We start from the raw sequence: 17,298 nt of genomic DNA, 5'->3' as shown, positions 1-17,298 counted from the left end.
CCATGCTCGACGACAACGACGAAATCCACCCGCTCTTTTACGGGGCCCCCAAGACGACGGAGTTCAAGAAGCTCCGCAAGCGGCTTGTCCAGAACGTGCGCGAGGCGGTGGACCAGTATGGCATGGTGCAGGAAGGTGCGCGCTGGCTTGTCTGCCTGTCCGGCGGCAAGGACAGCTACACCCTGCTCGCGATCCTGCACGAGCTGAAGTGGCGCGGCCTGCTGCCGGTCGAGCTTCTGGCCTGCAACCTGGACCAGGGGCAACCCGGCTTTCCGGCGACAGTGCTGCCCGAGTTCCTCGAAAAGATGCAGGTTCCGCACCGGATCGAGTACCAGAACACCTATTCCATCGTCATGGACAAGGTGCCTCAGGGGCGGACCTATTGCGCGCTCTGCTCCCGGCTGCGGCGCGGCCACCTGTACCGGATCGCGCGTGAGGAAGGCTGCTCTGCCGTCGTGCTGGGGCACCACCGCGACGACATCCTTGAAACCTTCTTCATGAACCTCTTCCACGGCGGGCGCCTTGCGACCATGCCGCCGAAGCTGGTGAACGAGGAAGGCGACCTGTTCCTGTACCGCCCCCTCGCCCATGTCGCCGAGGCCGACTGCGACAAGTTCGCCCGCGACATGAACTACCCGATCATCCCCTGCGATCTGTGCGGCAGCCAGGACGGCCTGCAAAGGCAGCAGGTCAAGCAGATCCTCGACGGCTGGGAAAGAAACAGTCCCGGACGGCGGCAAGTGATGTTCAAGGCGCTCACGAACGTGCGGCCGTCGCACATGCTCGACCCGAAGCTGTTCGACTTCGCCGGGCTGGATATCGGCGGCAAAACAAGCAATTCGAGCGACTTCTGATCTCTGCGTTAAGGAGCGGGTTACTCCCGACTTCTAGTCTCCCTTCCGAATGGAAAGGGACGGGCAGAGATGAAGGTTTCCTTCGACAAGAGCCTCGGCAGACTTCGGATCCTCCTGCGCCGTGGCCTGCACGGGCCGCAGGTGCTCGCTTTCCTGCCCGCCGGTGTGCTGACCGCCTTCTGGCTGGGTGGCGAACCGCTGCTGATCCTGACCGCCCTTTGTGCCCCGCTGCTCTATGTCTTCGCCAACGGCGCGCCGCCAGAGGCGCCCGAGGACCCCGCCGAGCGTAAGGGCAATCTCGCGGATGAGGACACCTCCCGGGCACTTGCCCAGCAGGCGCTGGATCGCGCCGTGGCCGCCAACCTGTCCACCGCCTGCATGATCGTCGAACTGGCCGGGCTGGACGATGTATCGCAGCAGGCAGGGGACACGACCGCCGACACGCTGCGCGACCTGTCGCTGTCGCGGCTGCGCAATGCCCTACGCCGCGATGACACCGCCGTGCGCATGGGCGACAACCGTTTCCTCGTGCTGCTGGGCCCGTCGCTCAGGCTGGATCTGGAGGCGCTGCTGCAACTGGCGACCCGCATCCAGAACGCGCTGGAAGAGCCCGCGGCGATCGAGAATTCCATGCGCTACCTGTCGGCCTCCGTCGGGTTCTGCGGCAGTCCCCGCATGCCCTCCGGTGCGAAGGGCGCGCAGCTTCTCGAAGCGGCGCAGGTCGCCCTTGCCGAGGCGGTCGCCAACGGCCCCTCCGCCATCCGCGCCTGGTCGGAACACATGCGGCTCGCGCACACGGAGCAGAAGACACTCAAGTCCGAGGTCGACCGCGCCCTTGCCGCCGGGCAGATCCAGCCGTGGTTCCAGCCGCAGCTGTGCACGTCCACCGGGCGCATAAGCGGGGTGGAGGCGCTGGCCCGCTGGATCCATCCGACCCGCGGCATCGTCCCCCCGGCACAGTTCCTCCGTGTTCTCGAAGACGCGGGCCGGATGGAACGCCTGTCCGAGGTCATCCTGCAACATTCGCTGACGGCGTTGCGCAGCTGGGACACCGCCGGGCTGTCGATCCCGCGGGTCAGTGTCAATTTCTCCGACCAGGAGTTGCGCGATCCCCGACTGGTGGAGCGTATCCAATGGGAGCTGGATCGTTTCGGGCTGACGCCGGAACGGCTTGGCGTCGAAGTGCTGGAAACCGTCATTGCCAGTTCCCCCGAAGGGGTCGTGGCCCGCAACATCGTGGAACTGGGCAAGCTGGGGTGCCAGATCGACCTCGACGACTTCGGCACGGGCCACGCCTCCATCACCTCGCTCCGCCGGTTCAAGGTGCACCGGCTGAAGATCGACCGCAGCTTTGTCACGCGCATCGACCGGGACGAAGACCAGCACCGCATGCTGGCCGCAATCCTGGGCATGGCCGACCGGCTGGGCCTCGAAACGCTGGCCGAAGGGGTGGAAAGCGTGGGCGAACACGCCCTCCTCGCACAGCTTGGCTGTGACCATGTCCAGGGGTTCGGGATCGCCCGCCCGATGCCCGCCGACCAGATCGCCGAATGGGCGCATCAGCATGACGAACGCATCGCCGGGGCACAGCGGCTGGGACGCAGTTCCGGCTGATCCCGACGTGCGGCGCGCCGCGCTTGCCTGTTACCATGGGCCGCATCTCGCATATATGACCGGAATCCGCTTGACCTTTCAGGCCGGGGACGATTGAACCCGGCGGTGACTTTCAAGTGGAAAGGCAGGCCCCCCCGATGGATGAACAGAACAAGAACCTATTCCTGGCAACGGCGCTCAGCTTCGTTGTCATCCTCGTATGGTTCATTCTCTTCCCACCGCAGGAGCCGGTCGAGGATCCCAATGCCCCAACTGAGGTGACGCAGACTGCCGACCCGGCGCCCGGCGTCGCAGCCGTCCCGGACGCGGCCCCCGGCACCGAAGCCGCGGCCCCGACCGGACAGCCCGTCGGCGCCGCCGCGGACGCGCCCCGCCTGCCGCTGGAAACCGCGCGCCTCGAAGGCTCCATCGCCCTGACCGGCGGCCGCCTCGACGACCTGCGCCTCAAGGACTACACCGTCTCGCTCGACAGCGACGAGATCGTCCAGGTGTTCCAACGTGTGGGCTCCAACGATGCCTACTACACGCTGTACGGCTGGGCCCCCGGCGGCGGCCTCTCGATGGAGGAGGTGCCCGGCGCCAACACCGTCTGGAGTGTCGAGACCGGCGAGACGCTGACCACCGAGACGCCCGTGACACTGCGCTGGGACAGCCCGTCGGGCCTGATCTTCCGCCGCACCATCGCGGTCGACGAGGACTACATGTTCACCGTCACCCAGACCGTCGAGAACGCCAGCGACGCCTCCGTTTCGCTGGCCCCCTACGGCGTTCTGGCCCGCCATGGCGAACCCTCGAACGTGAAGAACTTCTTCATTCTTCACGAAGGCGGGATTTCCATGATCGACGGCGAACTGGCGGAAACCGACTACGACGATTTCCAGAGCGCCGGTCAGCACCAGGACACCACCATGGAGACCGCCGGGTGGACCGGTTTCACCGACCACTACTGGATGAGCATCCTGATCCCGACCCAGCCCGGGACCAAGATCAGCACCTTCCACAACCAGAGCAACGACATCTACCAGACCACGGCGCGCATGCCGACGATGACCGTGGCTCCCGGCCAGACCCAGCAGGTCACCAGCCAGCTTTTTGCCGGCGCCAAGGAATGGGAAACCATCCGCGAGTACCAGAAGAACGGCGTCGACCGCTTCCTCGACAGCATCGACTGGGGCTGGTTCTTCTTCCTGACCAAGCCGATGTTCGCTGTCCTGCACTGGCTGCACGGCGTGATCGGCAACATGGGCATCGCCATCATCGGCCTGACCGTCCTGCTGAAGATCCTGCTCTTCCCGCTGGCCTACAAGTCCTACGCTTCCATGGCGAAGATGAAGGAACTGCAGCCCGAGATGGAGAAGCTGAAGGAGCGCGCAGGCGACGACCGCGAGAAGCTCCAGAAAGAGATGATGGCGCTCTACAAGAAGGAAAAGGTGAACCCCGCCGCGGGCTGTCTGCCGATCCTTCTGCAGATCCCGATCTTCTTCTCGCTCTACAAGGTGATCTTCGTCACGCTGGAACTGCGGCACGCGCCCTTCTTCGGGCCGTTCCAGGACCTCAGCGCACCTGATCCCACCTCGCTGTACAACCTGTTCGGCCTGCTGCCCTGGGCCGCGCCCGAGGCGGGTTCGATCCTCGCGCTGGTCTTCATCGGCATCCTGCCGATCCTGCTCGGCATCTCCATGTGGCTTCAGCAGAAACTGAACCCGGCGCCGGCCGATCCGACGCAGCAGATGATCTTTGCCTGGATGCCGTGGGTGTTCATGTTCATGCTCGGCGGCTTCGCCTCCGGTCTCGTGGTCTACTGGATCACCAACAACACGATCACCTTCACGCAGCAGTACCTGATCATGCGCAGCCACGGCTATCACCCCGACGTGCTGGGCAACATCAGGGGCAGCTTCAAGCGCGGCAAGAAGGGCGAGGCGGCCGCGAAGAAATGACCGCGCGGCTGACCCAGATCTGGCGGTTCCCGATCAAGAGCCATGGCCGAGAGGCCCTGACCGAGGCGCAGCTTGCGCCCGGTCAGACGCTGCCTTGGGACCGTCACTGGGCCGTGGCGCATGAGCACAGCGACGCCGATGGCAGCCGCTGGGTGCGCTGCAACAACTTCTCGATCGGAACCAAGGCGCCGCTTCTGGCGGCGATCACCGCGCGGCTGGACGAAGAGCGGGGCGTCGTGACGCTCTCTCATCCTGATCGCCCGGACCTGACCTTCGATCCCGATTCCGAGGGCGAGCGGCTGATCGACTGGACCCGCGGCTTCGTGCCGGAGAACCGGGCACAGTCGGCCCGCGTCGTGCGCGGAGAGACGCGCGGCTTCACCGACAGCGAGTTTCCGTCGATCACCATCGGCAACCTCTCGTCCCACCGCGCGGTTGAACAGCGCGTGGGGCAACCGCTCTCCGTGCATCGCTGGCGCGGCAACCTGTGGTTCGACGGCGGCGCTCCGTGGGAGGAGTTCGACTGGATGTATCGCGAGGTCCAGATCGGAGAGGCCGTGCTGCACGTCCGCGAACGGACCGACCGCTGCCTTGCCACCCACAACAATCCTGACACCGGCACCCGCGACCATGACGTGCTCGGCGCGCTCGACAGCTGGGGCCACCGGGATTTCACCGTCCGGGCAGAAGTCGTCCGCCCCGGCCGGATCGCCATCGGCGACGACGTGAGGTGCCTGTGATGGAACTGCGCTTTCCGCTGGCCGAAGAACCCGATGACGCTGCGCGCGAGGCCGCGCGCAAGTTGTTCGTCGGAGAGGTCGACTTCCTCAAGGGCGTCGTGGCCATGGACGGCCTGCCGCCCGACGACCGGGCAGAGGTCTGCTTTGCCGGTCGCTCCAACGTCGGGAAGTCCAGCCTGATCAACGCGCTGACCGGCCGCAAGGGACTGGCCCGCGCCTCGAATACGCCGGGCCGCACGCAGGAAATCAACTATTTCACGCTTGGCAGCGAACGCTACCTCGTCGACCTTCCGGGTTACGGCTTTGCCAATGCGCCGGTGCAGGTCGTCGAGAAGTGGCAGGCCCTGCTGAAGGCGTATCTTGCCGGGCGTGTCTCCCTGCGCCGGGCTTTCGTGCTGATCGACCATCGCCACGGGGTAAAGTCCGTCGACAACGAGATCATGACCCTGCTCGACCGCTCTGCCGTGACCTTCCAGGTCGTGATGACCAAGGCGGACAAGGTGAAGGGCGCGGCACACGACAAGATCCTCGATCAGGTCCGCGGCCAGCTGGCCAAGCACCCCGCTGCATATCCCGAGATCGTCGTGACCAGCAGCGAGAAGGGCGATGGCATCGCCACGCTGCGCAGCATCATCGCCACGCTGACCTGACCCGCGGCGGCCACTGCCCCGCATCGAATCGCGCCCCTGCGCCCGCGGGCAGCCGGGCGCCTGATCCACCGGATGCCGGAAGCCCCCCGCGCACTCCCGTCTTTGCCACAACACCCACTGGCATTCCTGTCCCGCCCGCGGCATTGTCGCAGCAGATGCCAAGGGAACGACCAGATGAGACCGCGCAACATGAACAAAGACTGGAAAGCGACCGCCCGGACCCTCTCCGAGGCCCTGCCCTACATGCAACGCTATTCCGGCGCCATCGTCGTCGTGAAGTTCGGCGGCAATGCGATGGGCGACGCCGACGCGATGGCGGAATTTGCCCGTGACATCGTGCTGATGCGCCAGGTGGGCGTGAACCCCATCGTCGTGCACGGTGGCGGGCCGATGATCAACGACATGCTCAAGAGGCTCGACATCAAGTCGGAGTTCGTGCGCGGCAAGCGCGTCACCGACCAGGCCACCGTCGAAGTGGTCGAGATGGTGCTGACCGGCCTCGTGAACAAGCGGATCGTTCAGGCGATCATGGACGAGGGCGGCCGCGCCGTGGGCCTGTCGGGCAAGGACGACGACCTGATGGTCTGCGAGGCCGACGATCCGGAACTGGGCTTTGTCGGGCGCCCGATCGAGATGAACGTGCAGGTGCTGCGCGACCTCTTCACCGCCGGGATCATCCCCGTGGTGGCGCCCGTGGCGACCGGCATGGACCCGCTCGAAACCTTCAACGTCAACGGCGACACTGCGGCCGGGGCAATCGCGGGTGCGCTGAAGGCGGATCGCCTGCTTCTTCTGACGGACGTGGCCGGGGTGAAGGACAGCTCGGGCGAGGTGGTGACAGAGCTTGTCCCCGACGACATCCGCAAGCTGACCGCCGAAGGGGTGATCGCGGGCGGCATGATCCCGAAGACCGAGACTGCGCTGAAGGCGCTGGAGGAAGGCGTGCGCGCCGTGGTCATCGTCGATGGCCGCGTGCCCAACGCCTGCCTGCTGGAGCTTTTCACCGAACATGGCTCGGGCTCGATGATCCGGCAACCGGACCTGCCGCCGCTCACCCCGCGCAGATGACCCTCGACCGGGTGGATGACGCGGCCCGCGCGCAGGCACTGGCCGTGCGCGGTGCGCTCCATCCCGGCCCGGACGACGGCGCGCCCGAAGGCACTGGGACCATCGTGCTGCTGGGCCCGGACGAGCCGCGTCTCTGGCAGGTGTTCACCGCTTCGCCCGAGTATGGCGACGGCGGCGAGGACCCGTTGGACCGCTGGTCGAAACGGGTGATCGGCGCGCTGGCCTCGGACCTCGGCGCGCCTGCCATCTTCCCGTCCGACGGTCCGCCATACCCGCCGTTCCTGCGATGGGCCGTGGACAGCGGGCGATGCTGGCCGTCCCCCGTGGGCCTTCTGGTGCATGACGAAGCGGGGCTGTTCCTCAGCTTTCGCGGCGCGCTGGCCCTGCCCGACCGGCTCGACCTTCCCGCGCCGCCCACGCGCCCCTGTGACACCTGCGCCGCCCCCTGCACGACCGCCTGCCCGGTGTCCGCGCTGGCAGAGCGGCAGGCCTACGATGTCTCGCGCTGTCAGGCCCACGTGGCAAGCCCTGAGGGGGCCGCGTGCCGGCAGGGCTGCCTCGTCCGGCGCGCCTGCCCGGTAGCGAAAGACTTCCGGCGGCGCCCTGAACAGTCCACCTTCCACATGTCCGCATTCATGAGGCCTTACCTACCGTGAAACGCCTGATCCTGATGCGCCACGCCAAGTCCGACTGGTCCCTCGGCCAGCCCGACTCCGCCCGTCCACTGAACGCCCGGGGCCAAAGGTCCGCCGAAGCCATGGGCGACTGGCTGCGAGAGAAGGGCTACCTGCCCGACCAGATCCTCTGCTCCAGCGCGCAGCGCACGCGCGAGACGCTGGACCTGCTGCGCATCACCGCGCCGACCAGTTATCAGAAGGGGCTGTACCTCGCCACGCCGGACAAGATGCGCAAGGCGCTGCGCAAGGCAAAGGGCGACACCGTGCTGATGCTGGGGCACAACCCGGGCATCGGGCTTTTCGCGCATAGCATCGTTGCCACGCCGCCGGACCATCCGCGCTTTGACGACTATCCGACCTGCGCGACGCTGGTGGTGGATTTTCCGATCACGGCCTGGAAAGCGCTGGATGCGCAGGGCGAAACTGTGGATTTCGCCGTCGGGCGCGATTTCAGCGACTGATCCGCAAGCCGGTCAGCCCTGCCCCGGCCTCAGCGAAACGGCGGGCTGTAAAGCAGGCCGCCCTCGGTCCACTGCAGGTTCAGTCCGCGCGACAGACCAATGGGCGTGTCCACCCCGATATTGCGCGAGAAGAGCTCGCCATAGTTGCCGCCCGCCTTGATCGCCCGGACCGCCCAATCGGCGTCGAGCCCCAGCATCTCGCCCATGCGCCCTTCGAGCCCGAGCAGCCGGTTGATCTCCGGCGTGCTGGTGCCCTGTGCCTTCAGTTCGTCGACGTTAGCCGAGTTGACGCCCAGCTCCTCGGCGGCGATCAGGGCGTTCAGCGTCCAGCGCACGATATCGGCCCAGTCGTTGTCGCCATGCCGGATCGCCGGTCCCAGCGGTTCCTTCGAGATGATGTCTTCCAGAAGGACGTGGTCGCCCGGGTTGGCGAAGGTGGCGCGGATCGCGGCCAGCTGGGAAGCATCGGACGAATAGACCTCGCACGCGCCCTCAAGGTAAAGCGACTGCGCTTCTGCCGTGCCTTCGACCGGCACCGCCTCGTAGCTCATCTGGTAGCGGTCGAAATACTCGTCGACGTTCAGCGCGCTCGTGGTGCCGGCCTGCACACAGATCGACCGCCCGTCCAGTTCCCTCGCCGAGCTCAGCCCCAGCGTCTTGGGCACCATGAAGGCCTGACCGTCGTAATAGTTGATCCCGGCGAAATCGACCTTCAGGTCGACGTCCGTCGCGAAGCTCCACGTCGTGTTGCGCACCAGCAGGTCGATTTCCCCTGCATTCAGCGCGGTAAAGCGGGTCGCGGCGGTGGTCTCAACGAAGTTGACGGCCATCGGGTCGCCAAGGACGGCCGCGGCCACGGCCCGGCACATGCCGACGTCGAACCCGCGCCATTCGCCATTGGAATCCTTGGAGGCGAAACCGACGAGCCCGGTGTTCACGCCACAGTTCAGGGTTCCGCGCGTCTTGACCTCGTCCAACGTCCCTGCCGTTGCGGCGCCCGCAAGCAGCATGGCGAGCCCTGCGCCGATTATCCTGTACATGCCGTCCTCACCTTCAGGTCTTTGCCTCGCCATCAACCGTCGGATCAGCCTTCGGATTCAGGAAATTATGAGGGTTCATCCCTCTTGATCGGCGACAGTTTGGGCGGATTCCTGCCAAGAGGTCAAGCCGCGATCCCGTGCTGTCATCCACGATCCGCCAAAGGCCCGCCCGGGCCTTCAAACGGTTGATAGCACGTAGAAACGCGCGGCGTGCAGAAATTCGTTCCGCTTCAGGGCCACAATTTCTGCCGCTTCCTCGTCGACGCCCCACTGCTCTTCCTGCCATGTCTCGTCGATCCGGGACAGCCGCCACGCCTCTTCCGCGTCTCGATGTCCGCGGATCACCGCGAGGGCCAGCACCAGCGAGCCCGACATGGATACGAGATCGTGGAACGCGGCAAGCTGGAAGGCGTCCAGGGCGTGCACCTCCCGCGACAGGCGCGCCAATGCGTCCGGCGTCTGCGGCTGGTGCATGACACCGGCGCGCGGTTCCAGCCGTGCGCCGTATGTCTCCGCCGCCCAATCGAGCAGCGGGTCCCAGCCGTCAATCTGGCGCTTCACCAGTGCGGCGGGCTTGTCGGCGCGGTAGCACAGAAGATCGCTGTCGCCGTAAGAGGCCAGCATCTCCGCCACATCCGCACGCTGGGTGGCCACCTTGTCGAGGGCCGAGTTGGACATGCGGGTGAAGGGCATGGTCAGCGGGTTCACGCGCTCGTCCTGCGCGCGCCATTCGGCAGCCACCGCCTCGGCCAGCCCTTCGGTCGGGACGATCAGCGGCGTCTTGGCCGGGGTCTTCACCCCGCGCCCGTCCAGCTTGACGGCAAACCCCGGGCCGGACGGCTCGACCGTCGCGTCCTTCCAGAAGCGTTTCATTGCCCATTCGCTCATGCAGAGACCTCCAGGATGTCGAAGATCGCGGCCTGCAGGCCCGCCGTGTCGGACACCACCCGGGCGGCGTTGATCAGCGCCGTCGCCGGATGATAGCCCCATGTCACGCCAATACCGGGTATGCCCGCAGCGTCCGCCATGTCCATGTCGTAACTCGTGTCGCCGATCATCACCGCCTGAGGCGCATCCACGCCCACGTCATCGAGCGCCGCATATATCATCGCCGGATGCGGTTTCGAGGGATGGTCGTCGGCAACCTGCGTGGTGACAAACCGGCCCGTCAGGCCGTGCGCGTTCAGAAGCGCCGTCAGCCCCTTGCGGGATTTGCCTGTCGCCACGCCCAGCAAGACGTTGTCGATGGCGCCCAGCCGGTCGAGAAGCTCCGGGATGCCCGGATAGAGCGGCGAGGCCATCGCCCCACCCTCCTTCACGATCGCCGCGTAGGACCGCTTGTAGGCCTCCACCAGATGCGTCCTGCGGACGACGCCCAGTTGCGGCGCAAGCCGTTCCATCGCGACCGGCAGCGACAGGCCGACGATGCCCAGCACATCCTCGCGCGCCGGTTGCGGCAGGTCCTGACTGTCGAAGGCCCGGGTCATCGCGGCGAGGATATCGCCCTGGCTGTCCACCAGCGTTCCGTCGACGTCGAAGATGACAAGCTTCAGATCGGTCAATGCAGCGCCTCGAACGGATCGTCGTCGGCAAAGTCCTCTTCCCAGCCCAGCGTGTCCCAGCTTTGCTTCATGTGCTCGGGCAGCGGGGCGGTCACGGTGAAGGGCTTCTTCGTCACCGGGTGCAGCAGCGTCAACGACCGCGCGTGCAGGTGCAGCTTCTTCGAGATGATCCCGCCAAGCTGTGCGCCCCAGCCGTCGCCGAGGTTCTCCTGACCGGAGCCGCCGTACTTGCCGTCGCCGATGATCGGGTGCCCGATCTCGGCCATGTGCGCGCGAAGCTGGTGGGTTCGGCCGGTGATCGGCTCCATCGCCACCCAGGACGCGCGACCCGCGACGCGGTAAAGCGTGGCGTATAGCGTATGCGCCCGCTTGGCGCCCTCGGTCGTGGCGATGTCCTTCGGATGCACGCAGCGCATCTTCTCGGCCTCGCCGCCCTTGCCATGGCCGGGCGCCTTCACCAGGCCGTACTTTATCTCGCCAAGGTAGGGGGTCGGCACACCGGCAACGAGCGCCCAGTAGATCTTGCGCGCCTCGCGGTGCCGGATCGCCTCCGTCAGCGACTTGGCCACGGCACGGGTGCGCGCCAGCAGCAGGACGCCCGAGGTGTCCTTGTCCAGCCGGTGCACAAGCCGGGGCTTTTCGTCCATGCCGAAGGTCAGCGCCTCCGACAGGCCGTCGACGTGCCGGGTCTGGCCGGAGCCGCCCTGCGTCGCCAGCCCCGGGGGCTTGTTCAGCGCGATGATGTGGTCGTCCTTCCACAAGACGCAGTCGCGGATCATCTCCGCGTCCTTCTCGTTGAAGGAGGGTTTCGGCGCGCTTTCCACTTGCCCCGGTTCGGGCAGCGGCGGGATGCGCACCTGCATGCCCGTCTCGATCCGCGAGGATGCCTTGCAGCGCCCGCCGTCGATCCGCAGTTCACCCTTGCGGCACATCTTCTCGATGCGGGTCTGGGCGACGTGGGGGAACAGCCGCTTGAGCCAGCGGTCCAGCCGCTGGTCGCCGTCGCCCGGCCCCACTGTGATGGTCTGTACCCGGCTCATGTCGTCACGCTCCGTGCCAGCAGCAGCCCCGCGAAGAGCGCCGCGATGGAGACGACCACCGACGCGCCCACGTAAAGCGCCGCGATGCCAAGTTGCCCGCGTTCGTAAAGCGTCACCGCGTCCAGCGAGAAGGCCGAGAAGGTGGTGAACCCGCCCAGCACGCCGGTCATCAGGAGCGGCGCAAGGCGGTTGCCGCCCAGATGCGCCAGCACCACGACAAGGACGCCCATGGCGAAGCTGCCGACGATGTTCACCGTCAGCGTCCCCCAGGGGAATCCCTTGCCCATCAGGCGCGCCATGCCAAGGCCGGTCATGTACCGGGCCGAGGCGCCGAGCGCGCCGCCAAGGGCTACTTGCAGAAGTGGTGTCATGCCGGTGTCGTCACGAATGTGGGGGTGGTTGTCAAGCATGCGAAGGCCGCCCCGCGGGATGCGGGACGGCCTTCGCTCGTCAATTCAGGCTCAGGCTGCCTTGGCGCGGCGCTGGCGGCGCGGACGGCCCTTGGCTGCGGCGGGCTTGGCATGGGCCGGCTTGTGACCGCCGCCGTGCTTCGCGCCTTGACCGCCGCCACCGGGACGACCGCCCCGGCCACGACCGTTGCCGCGGCCCACGGGCTTCACCGGTTCCCAGGCTTCGCCGCCCGCGACCTCGATCTCGCGGCCCATCAGCTTCACGATGGCCTTGAACTCGCCCATCTCCTCGGCCGAGCAGTAGGCGACCGCCGTCCCGTCCCGGCCCGCGCGCGCGGTGCGCCCGATCCGGTGGACGTAGTTGTCGGCGACGTTGGGCAGATCGTAGTTGTAGACGTAGCGCACCGATGGGATGTCGATCCCGCGGGCGGCCACGTCTGTCGCGACCAGCACCGTCAGCTCTCCGTCACGGAAGGCCTTCAGCGCGCGGTCCCGCTGACCCTGGCTCTTGTTGCCGTGGATCGAACCGGCGGCAAAGCCCTTGTCCTCGAGGTGGCGCTTCAGCTTCTCCGCACCGTGCTTGGTGCGGGCAAAGACCAGCGCGGCCTCGGTACGGTGACCGTCGAGGTGGCTGACCAGAAGCGATGTCTTGGACTTCTGCTCGACGAAGTGCACCGACTGGTCGATGCGTTCGACCGGCTGGCCCGGAGGCGTGACTTCGATCCGGATGGGATCGGTCAGGTAGGCCGCGGCGATCTCGGCCATCTGCTTCGGCATGGTGGCCGAGAAAAGCATGGTCTGACGCTCTTTCGGTAGGACCTTGGCGATCTGCCGCAGCGCGTGGATGAAGCCGAGGTCCAGCATCTGGTCGGCCTCGTCCAGCACGAGGAAGCGGGTCGCGTCCAGCCGGACGGCCTTCTGCTCCATCAGGTCGATCAGGCGGCCCGGGGTGGCGACCAGCAGGTCGGTGCCCTTGGCAAGACGGTTGATCTGTCCGTTGATGGAATTGCCGCCGGTGACCAGGCCGATCTTGACCGGGGTATTGGCGGAGTAGGCGCGCAGGTTGTCCACGATCTGCTTGGCCAGTTCGCGGGTCGGCGCAAGGATCAGGCCGTGCACCTGTTTCGGGCCGGGGCGCGACTGGTCGCGCATGATGGTGGTGACGATCGGCAGGCCGAAGGCGGCCGTCTTGCCGGTGCCCGTCTGCGCAAGGCCCATCACGTCGCGGCCGTTCAGCGCGTGCGGGATGGCCTGGGTCTGGATCGGGGTCGGATCGGTGATGTTCAGGTCGGCGAGGTTCGCCAGGAGGCGGGGCGGCAGCCCCAGCATGTCAAAATCCAAAAGGTGTTCCTTCGAAGCGCCAGCAGGCGCGAATAGCGTGGCACCCGCCGGAAGGGCAGGACCGCAAGGGGACCGCGAACGCGGGCACCGGACCGTATGTCGGGCGCCTGTCGCGGGTCTGGACCCAAGCGTGATGTGGGAGCCATGTCAGGGAGTGTGGTCGGCAGGTTGGATGTGCCGAAACAGCCGTGCGGGCCATATTGCCCGTCTGCCCCGCTCACGCGGCGGGTGCGGCTGAGGGGCATATGATCGCTGCGGTGCGGAAAGTCAATCGCTACCGAGCATCATGGTCCGTTTATCGTCATGGCGTCCGGCGCAACCCGGCAGGATCGGCGCCCATTGCCTTCACATTTGCGAGGTAAATAAAGCCATATCGCTCCCGCCTGAGGACACACATCGAACGGTCGCACGCTCCGGTTCCTGCCGAGGGAAAGGGCGGGCCGCACTCCTCCCTTGCACGGCAGCCCCTCAGCGACTATACGCCCCCGGTGGCCCGACTCGACTTGCGCGGCCACACTTCACAATCAAGAAAAGCCGTGGTTGGCCCGTATCGCTTCGAGGGCCACATCCGGCAATGGAGAAGCGACATGAAACTCAATGAACTGCGCGACAATCCCGGCGCAACCAAGACCAAGAAACGCATCGGCCGCGGCCCGGGTTCGGGCAAGGGCAAGATGGGTGGCCGTGGTATCAAGGGTCAGAAATCCCGTTCGGGCGTGGCGATCAACGGCTACGAAGGCGGCCAGATGCCGCTCTACCAGCGTCTGCCCAAGCGTGGCTTCACCAAGCCGAACCGCCTGAGCTTTGCCGTGGTGAACCTGGGCCTCATCCAGAAGTTCGTCGACGCAGGCAAGCTGGACGCCGCCAACATCAACGAAGACACGCTGGTGTCCTCGGGCCTCGTGCGCCGCAAGCTGGACGGCATCCGCGTCCTCGCCAAGGGCGACGTGACCACCGCCCTGACCATCGACGTGACCGGCGCATCCAAGTCGGCTGTCGAAGCGGTCGAAAAGGCCGGTGGCGCGCTCAAGGTCGCGGCTGCGGAGTAACCTCCGCCCGCGCCCTGCGGCGCAAAACCGGGTTGTGAGCGGCGTCAGCGCCGCTTACATAGCCCCCAGTTTTCCCAAAGCGCCGCCAGACGGAAAACCCGTCTTGGCGGCGTTTGCCTGAAAAGAGAGCTCCGCATGGTATCCGCAGCAGAGCAGATGGCCGCCAACACCAGCTGGGCCGCGCTGGGTAAGGCAACCGACCTGCGCAACCGCATCTTCTTTACCCTCGGCCTTCTGATCGTCTATCGCCTCGGCACCTTCATCCCGGTTCCCGGGATCGACGGCGCCGCGCTGCGTGACTTCGTGGAGCAGGCCTCGACCGGCGTTGCGGGCATCGTGTCGATGTTCACCGGCGGTGCGCTCGGCCGGATGGGTATCTTCGCGCTGGGGATCATGCCCTACATCTCCGCCTCCATCATGGTGCAGCTTCTGACGGCCATGGTGCCGGCGCTCGAGCAGCTCAAGAAAGAGGGCGAGCAGGGCCGCAAGAAGATCAACCAGTACACCCGCTACGCCACTGTCGCGCTGGCCACCATGCAGGCCTACGGCCTTGCCGTCAGCCTCGAAGGCGGCGACCTCGTGACCGATCCGGGCTGGTACTTCCGTGCCTCCTGCGTGATCACGCTTGTCGGCGGCACCATGTTCCTGATGTGGCTGGGTGAGCAGATCACCGCGCGCGGCGTCGGCAACGGCATCTCGCTGATCATCTTCGTCGGCATCGTCGCCGAACTGCCCGCAGCCCTGGCGCAGTTCTTCGCTTCCGGCCGGTCGGGCGCCATCAGCCCTGCGGTGATCGTCGGCGTGATCCTGGCCGTCGCGGCGCTGATCGCCTTCGTCGTCTTCATGGAGAGGGCGCTGAGGAAGATCACGATCCAGTACCCGCGCCGCCAGGTCGGCATGAAGATGACCGAGGCGCAGTCCTCCCACCTGCCGGTGAAGGTCAACCCGGCGGGCGTCATCCCGGCGATCTTCGCCTCGTCGCTGCTTCTGCTGCCGGTGACGATCTCCACCTTCTCCGGCTCGGATTCGGCTGGCCCGGTGATGTCGACGATCCTTGCCTACTTCGGTCCCGGCCAGCCGCTCTACCTGCTGTTCTTCGGGGCGATGATCGTCTTCTTCGCCTACTTCTACACGTTCAACGTCTCCTTCAAGCCGGACGACGTGGCGGACAACCTCAAGAACCAGAACGGCTTTGTCCCCGGCATCCGTCCGGGCAAGAAGACGGCGGAGTACCTCGAATACGTGGTGAACCGCGTGCTGGTGGTGGGCTCCCTGTACCTGGCCGGTGTCGCGCTCATGCCGGAAATCCTGCGCACGCAGCTTGCCATTCCGTTCTATTTCGGTGGTACTTCCGTACTGATCGTGGTTTCCGTGACCATGGACACCATCCAGCAGGTGCAAAGCCACCTCCTGGCGCATCAATACGAAGGTCTTATCCAGAAATCCCAGTTGCGTGGTAAGGGTAAGGCGCGCAAGAAACGTGGAGGACCTGCGCGGCGATGAATATCATTCTTTTGGGGCCGCCGGGGGCGGGCAAGGGCACACAGGCTCGGTTTCTCGTGGAAGAACGCGGCATGGTGCAGCTCTCGACCGGTGACATGCTGCGCGAGGCGAAGGACAGCGGAACGGAAATGGGCAAGAAGGTCGCCGACGTGATGGCACGCGGCGAGCTTGTTACCGACGACATCGTGATCGGCCTGATCCGCGAGAAGCTGACCACCGAGAAGGCGTCGGGCTTCATCTTCGACGGCTTCCCGCGCACCCTGAAGCAGGCCGATGCGCTGGGTGAGCTGCTGGAGGAAGTGGGCCAGACGCTGGACAAGGTGATCGAACTCCGCGTCGAGGATGAGGCCCTGGTGAAGCGCATCACCGCGCGCTCCACCTGCGGCTCCTGCGGCGAGGTCTACAACGACATCACCAAGCCGATCCCCGAGGATGGCAAGTGCTCGAAGTGCGGCGGGACGGAGTTCAAGCGCCGCGCCGACGACAACGAGGAATCGCTGCGCACGCGCCTGATGGCCTACTACAAGCAGACGTCCCCGCTGATCGGCTATTACTACCATGCAGGCGTGCACAGCCGCGTGGACGGCCTGGGCGAGATCGACGAGATCAAGTCGGCTATTGGCGGGAAGCTCGACGGCTGAACGTCATCCCTGAAACGAGTTGACCGAGAGAGGCCGCGAGAGCGGCCTTTTTCCTGCGCCGTCCCACGGCCAGCAGTTCGACATGGGCCCGCAGGCTTGAATCCGAGATGGCAGAGGACTTCAGGCTCTCGATGAACGTCGCCGCACGCATTTGCAGCACGTCGTCGTAGCCCATGGCAAAGCGCGCAAAACTGCGGGTGTCGGCCTGCATCGTGCGGATCACGTCGAAATCGGTATGGCGCGGGTCGCGGCGCAGGGACGCCGTCACCTGCCCGACCGCCTCGGGCGGCCCTTCGAGGAGCTGGATGTAGTGGGTGCGCGTCCGGAAGAGGAACCCCGTCAGGCCAAGTTCCGCATTGCGTTTCCGCGCCACCCTCAGGATATCCCTGTCGGTCCCGCGGCCCATCGCATGAACCGCGCGACTGACGTAAACGACCTGTGTGATCATCCACTCCCCCGAGCACACCATTTTCGTTGACCGGACCACAATGTCATGATCCGGGTGCACGGACAACGGTTTATGTACTGGCTTATACGCCCGTTCAGGGCTATATCCCGATTTGCCCGAAACGAGGACTTGACAGGGGTTGACGTTGTGGCGTCCGCCCCTTAGGTAGCCCCATCCCGCATGGGAAGCCGCCCGAATCGAAGGCCTTCGTGCCGGGCAGATCACCTGAGAAATGACGGACAGCCCGTGCGCCGACCGCA

At 66.0% G+C, this 17,298-nt stretch carries 18 protein-coding genes; 11 read left to right on the top strand and 7 right to left on the bottom strand.

Annotated features, from left to right (window positions below; genetic code table 11):
* The first annotated feature begins 2 nt into the window (after nt 1-2).
* From ttcA to QNI11_RS00765, 8 genes are all read left to right on the top strand, one after another.
* Entirely contained in the window at nt 3-854 is an 852-nt protein-coding gene (ttcA, locus tag QNI11_RS00800; protein WP_283981972.1) for a tRNA 2-thiocytidine(32) synthetase TtcA, read from the top strand.
* Nucleotides 855-923: 69 nt separating this feature from the next.
* Nucleotides 924-2,468, top strand: coding sequence for a bifunctional diguanylate cyclase/phosphodiesterase (locus tag QNI11_RS00795; RefSeq protein WP_100928254.1), 1,545 nt, complete (start codon nt 924-926; stop codon nt 2,466-2,468).
* Between the two features lie 137 nt (nt 2,469-2,605).
* Nucleotides 2,606-4,408 carry a membrane protein insertase YidC gene (yidC, locus tag QNI11_RS00790; RefSeq protein WP_283981971.1) on the top strand — a complete coding sequence of 601 codons (1,803 nt, stop codon included), beginning with the start codon at nt 2,606-2,608 and terminating at the stop codon, nt 4,406-4,408.
* On the top strand, nt 4,405-5,148 hold the full coding sequence (locus tag QNI11_RS00785; RefSeq protein ID WP_283981970.1) for an MOSC domain-containing protein: 744 nt from the start codon (nt 4,405-4,407) through the stop codon (nt 5,146-5,148). The genes yidC and QNI11_RS00785 overlap by 4 nt, the downstream gene beginning before the upstream one ends.
* Nucleotides 5,148-5,798 carry a ribosome biogenesis GTP-binding protein YihA/YsxC gene (yihA, locus tag QNI11_RS00780; protein ID WP_283981969.1) on the top strand — a complete coding sequence of 217 codons (651 nt, stop codon included), beginning with the start codon at nt 5,148-5,150 and terminating at the stop codon, nt 5,796-5,798. The genes QNI11_RS00785 and yihA overlap by 1 nt, the downstream gene beginning before the upstream one ends.
* Nucleotides 5,799-5,987: 189 nt before the next feature.
* A complete protein-coding gene (gene argB, locus QNI11_RS00775) occupies nt 5,988-6,866 on the top strand; it encodes an acetylglutamate kinase (RefSeq protein WP_370313263.1) in 879 nt (292 codons plus the stop codon).
* Entirely contained in the window at nt 6,863-7,522 is a 660-nt protein-coding gene (locus QNI11_RS00770) for a ferredoxin (RefSeq protein WP_283981968.1), read from the top strand. Before argB ends, QNI11_RS00770 begins: the two co-directional genes overlap by 4 nt.
* A complete protein-coding gene (locus QNI11_RS00765) occupies nt 7,519-8,004 on the top strand; it encodes a histidine phosphatase family protein (protein ID WP_283981967.1) in 486 nt (161 codons plus the stop codon). Before QNI11_RS00770 ends, QNI11_RS00765 begins: the two co-directional genes overlap by 4 nt.
* Before the next feature lie 29 nt (nt 8,005-8,033).
* On the opposite strand, the gene QNI11_RS00760 is transcribed toward QNI11_RS00765, so the two are convergent.
* The 6 genes from QNI11_RS00760 to QNI11_RS00735 all read right to left on the bottom strand — a co-directional run bounded on the left by QNI11_RS00760 (nt 8,034) and on the right by QNI11_RS00735 (nt 13,385).
* Entirely contained in the window at nt 8,034-9,044 is a 1,011-nt protein-coding gene (locus QNI11_RS00760) for an amino acid ABC transporter substrate-binding protein (RefSeq protein ID WP_100928260.1), read from the bottom strand.
* Between the two features lie 177 nt (nt 9,045-9,221).
* On the bottom strand, nt 9,222-9,932 hold the full coding sequence (locus tag QNI11_RS00755; RefSeq protein WP_283981966.1) for an ATP12 family chaperone protein: 711 nt from the start codon (nt 9,930-9,932) through the stop codon (nt 9,222-9,224).
* A complete protein-coding gene (locus QNI11_RS00750) occupies nt 9,929-10,606 on the bottom strand; it encodes an HAD-IA family hydrolase (RefSeq protein ID WP_283981965.1) in 678 nt (225 codons plus the stop codon). Before QNI11_RS00750 ends, QNI11_RS00755 begins: the two co-directional genes overlap by 4 nt.
* Nucleotides 10,603-11,646 (bottom strand): RluA family pseudouridine synthase, encoded by a 1,044-nt coding sequence (locus tag QNI11_RS00745; protein ID WP_283981964.1) that lies wholly within the window; start codon nt 11,644-11,646, stop codon nt 10,603-10,605. The genes QNI11_RS00750 and QNI11_RS00745 overlap by 4 nt, the downstream gene beginning before the upstream one ends.
* Nucleotides 11,643-12,017, bottom strand: a complete 375-nt coding sequence (gene crcB, locus QNI11_RS00740; RefSeq protein WP_283981963.1) for a fluoride efflux transporter CrcB — start codon at nt 12,015-12,017, stop codon at nt 11,643-11,645. Before crcB ends, QNI11_RS00745 begins: the two co-directional genes overlap by 4 nt.
* A gap of 90 nt (nt 12,018-12,107) precedes the next feature.
* Nucleotides 12,108-13,385 (bottom strand): DEAD/DEAH box helicase, encoded by a 1,278-nt coding sequence (locus tag QNI11_RS00735; RefSeq protein WP_283983470.1) that lies wholly within the window; start codon nt 13,383-13,385, stop codon nt 12,108-12,110.
* Nucleotides 13,386-13,984: 599 nt separating this feature from the next.
* On the opposite strand from QNI11_RS00735, the gene rplO reads away from it, so the two are divergent.
* The 3 genes from rplO to QNI11_RS00720 all read left to right on the top strand — a co-directional run bounded on the left by rplO (nt 13,985) and on the right by QNI11_RS00720 (nt 16,590).
* Entirely contained in the window at nt 13,985-14,446 is a 462-nt protein-coding gene (gene rplO, locus QNI11_RS00730; RefSeq protein ID WP_005854878.1) for a 50S ribosomal protein L15, read from the top strand.
* 135 nt (nt 14,447-14,581) lie between these two features.
* Nucleotides 14,582-15,949: a preprotein translocase subunit SecY gene (gene secY, locus QNI11_RS00725; protein ID WP_100928264.1), complete on the top strand. Its 1,368-nt coding sequence runs from the start codon at nt 14,582-14,584 to the stop codon at nt 15,947-15,949.
* Nucleotides 15,946-16,590: an adenylate kinase gene (locus QNI11_RS00720; RefSeq protein ID WP_100928265.1), complete on the top strand. Its 645-nt coding sequence runs from the start codon at nt 15,946-15,948 to the stop codon at nt 16,588-16,590. The genes secY and QNI11_RS00720 overlap by 4 nt, the downstream gene beginning before the upstream one ends.
* Here the strand turns inward: QNI11_RS00720 and QNI11_RS00715 are convergent.
* Complete coding sequence (locus QNI11_RS00715) at nt 16,565-17,038, bottom strand: BLUF domain-containing protein (protein WP_283981962.1); 474 nt, start codon at nt 17,036-17,038, stop codon at nt 16,565-16,567. The genes QNI11_RS00720 and QNI11_RS00715 overlap by 26 nt on opposite strands.
* Between the last annotated feature and the right edge of the window lie 260 nt (nt 17,039-17,298).

The organism is Sagittula sp. MA-2 (assembly GCF_030126985.1).
Lineage (GTDB): Bacteria > Pseudomonadota > Alphaproteobacteria > Rhodobacterales > Rhodobacteraceae > Sagittula.
This window is presented reverse-complemented; position numbering and strand designations above follow the sequence as displayed.

Coding starts and splice junctions, on each gene's coding strand:
- ttcA (WP_283981972.1), top strand. CDS start 3: ATGCTCGACGACAACGACGAAATCCACCCGCTCTTTTACGGGGCCCCC.
- QNI11_RS00795 (WP_100928254.1), top strand. CDS start 924: ATGAAGGTTTCCTTCGACAAGAGCCTCGGCAGACTTCGGATCCTCCTG.
- yidC (WP_283981971.1), top strand. CDS start 2,606: ATGGATGAACAGAACAAGAACCTATTCCTGGCAACGGCGCTCAGCTTC.
- QNI11_RS00785 (WP_283981970.1), top strand. CDS start 4,405: ATGACCGCGCGGCTGACCCAGATCTGGCGGTTCCCGATCAAGAGCCAT.
- yihA (WP_283981969.1), top strand. CDS start 5,148: ATGGAACTGCGCTTTCCGCTGGCCGAAGAACCCGATGACGCTGCGCGC.
- argB (WP_370313263.1), top strand. CDS start 5,988: ATGAACAAAGACTGGAAAGCGACCGCCCGGACCCTCTCCGAGGCCCTG.
- QNI11_RS00770 (WP_283981968.1), top strand. CDS start 6,863: ATGACCCTCGACCGGGTGGATGACGCGGCCCGCGCGCAGGCACTGGCC.
- QNI11_RS00760 (WP_100928260.1), bottom strand. CDS start 9,044: ATGTACAGGATAATCGGCGCAGGGCTCGCCATGCTGCTTGCGGGCGCC.
- QNI11_RS00755 (WP_283981966.1), bottom strand. CDS start 9,932: ATGAGCGAATGGGCAATGAAACGCTTCTGGAAGGACGCGACGGTCGAG.
- QNI11_RS00745 (WP_283981964.1), bottom strand. CDS start 11,646: ATGAGCCGGGTACAGACCATCACAGTGGGGCCGGGCGACGGCGACCAG.
- crcB (WP_283981963.1), bottom strand. CDS start 12,017: ATGACACCACTTCTGCAAGTAGCCCTTGGCGGCGCGCTCGGCGCCTCG.
- QNI11_RS00735 (WP_283983470.1), bottom strand. CDS start 13,385: ATGCTGGGGCTGCCGCCCCGCCTCCTGGCGAACCTCGCCGACCTGAAC.
- rplO (WP_005854878.1), top strand. CDS start 13,985: ATGAAACTCAATGAACTGCGCGACAATCCCGGCGCAACCAAGACCAAG.
- secY (WP_100928264.1), top strand. CDS start 14,582: ATGGTATCCGCAGCAGAGCAGATGGCCGCCAACACCAGCTGGGCCGCG.
- QNI11_RS00720 (WP_100928265.1), top strand. CDS start 15,946: ATGAATATCATTCTTTTGGGGCCGCCGGGGGCGGGCAAGGGCACACAG.
- QNI11_RS00715 (WP_283981962.1), bottom strand. CDS start 17,038: ATGATCACACAGGTCGTTTACGTCAGTCGCGCGGTTCATGCGATGGGC.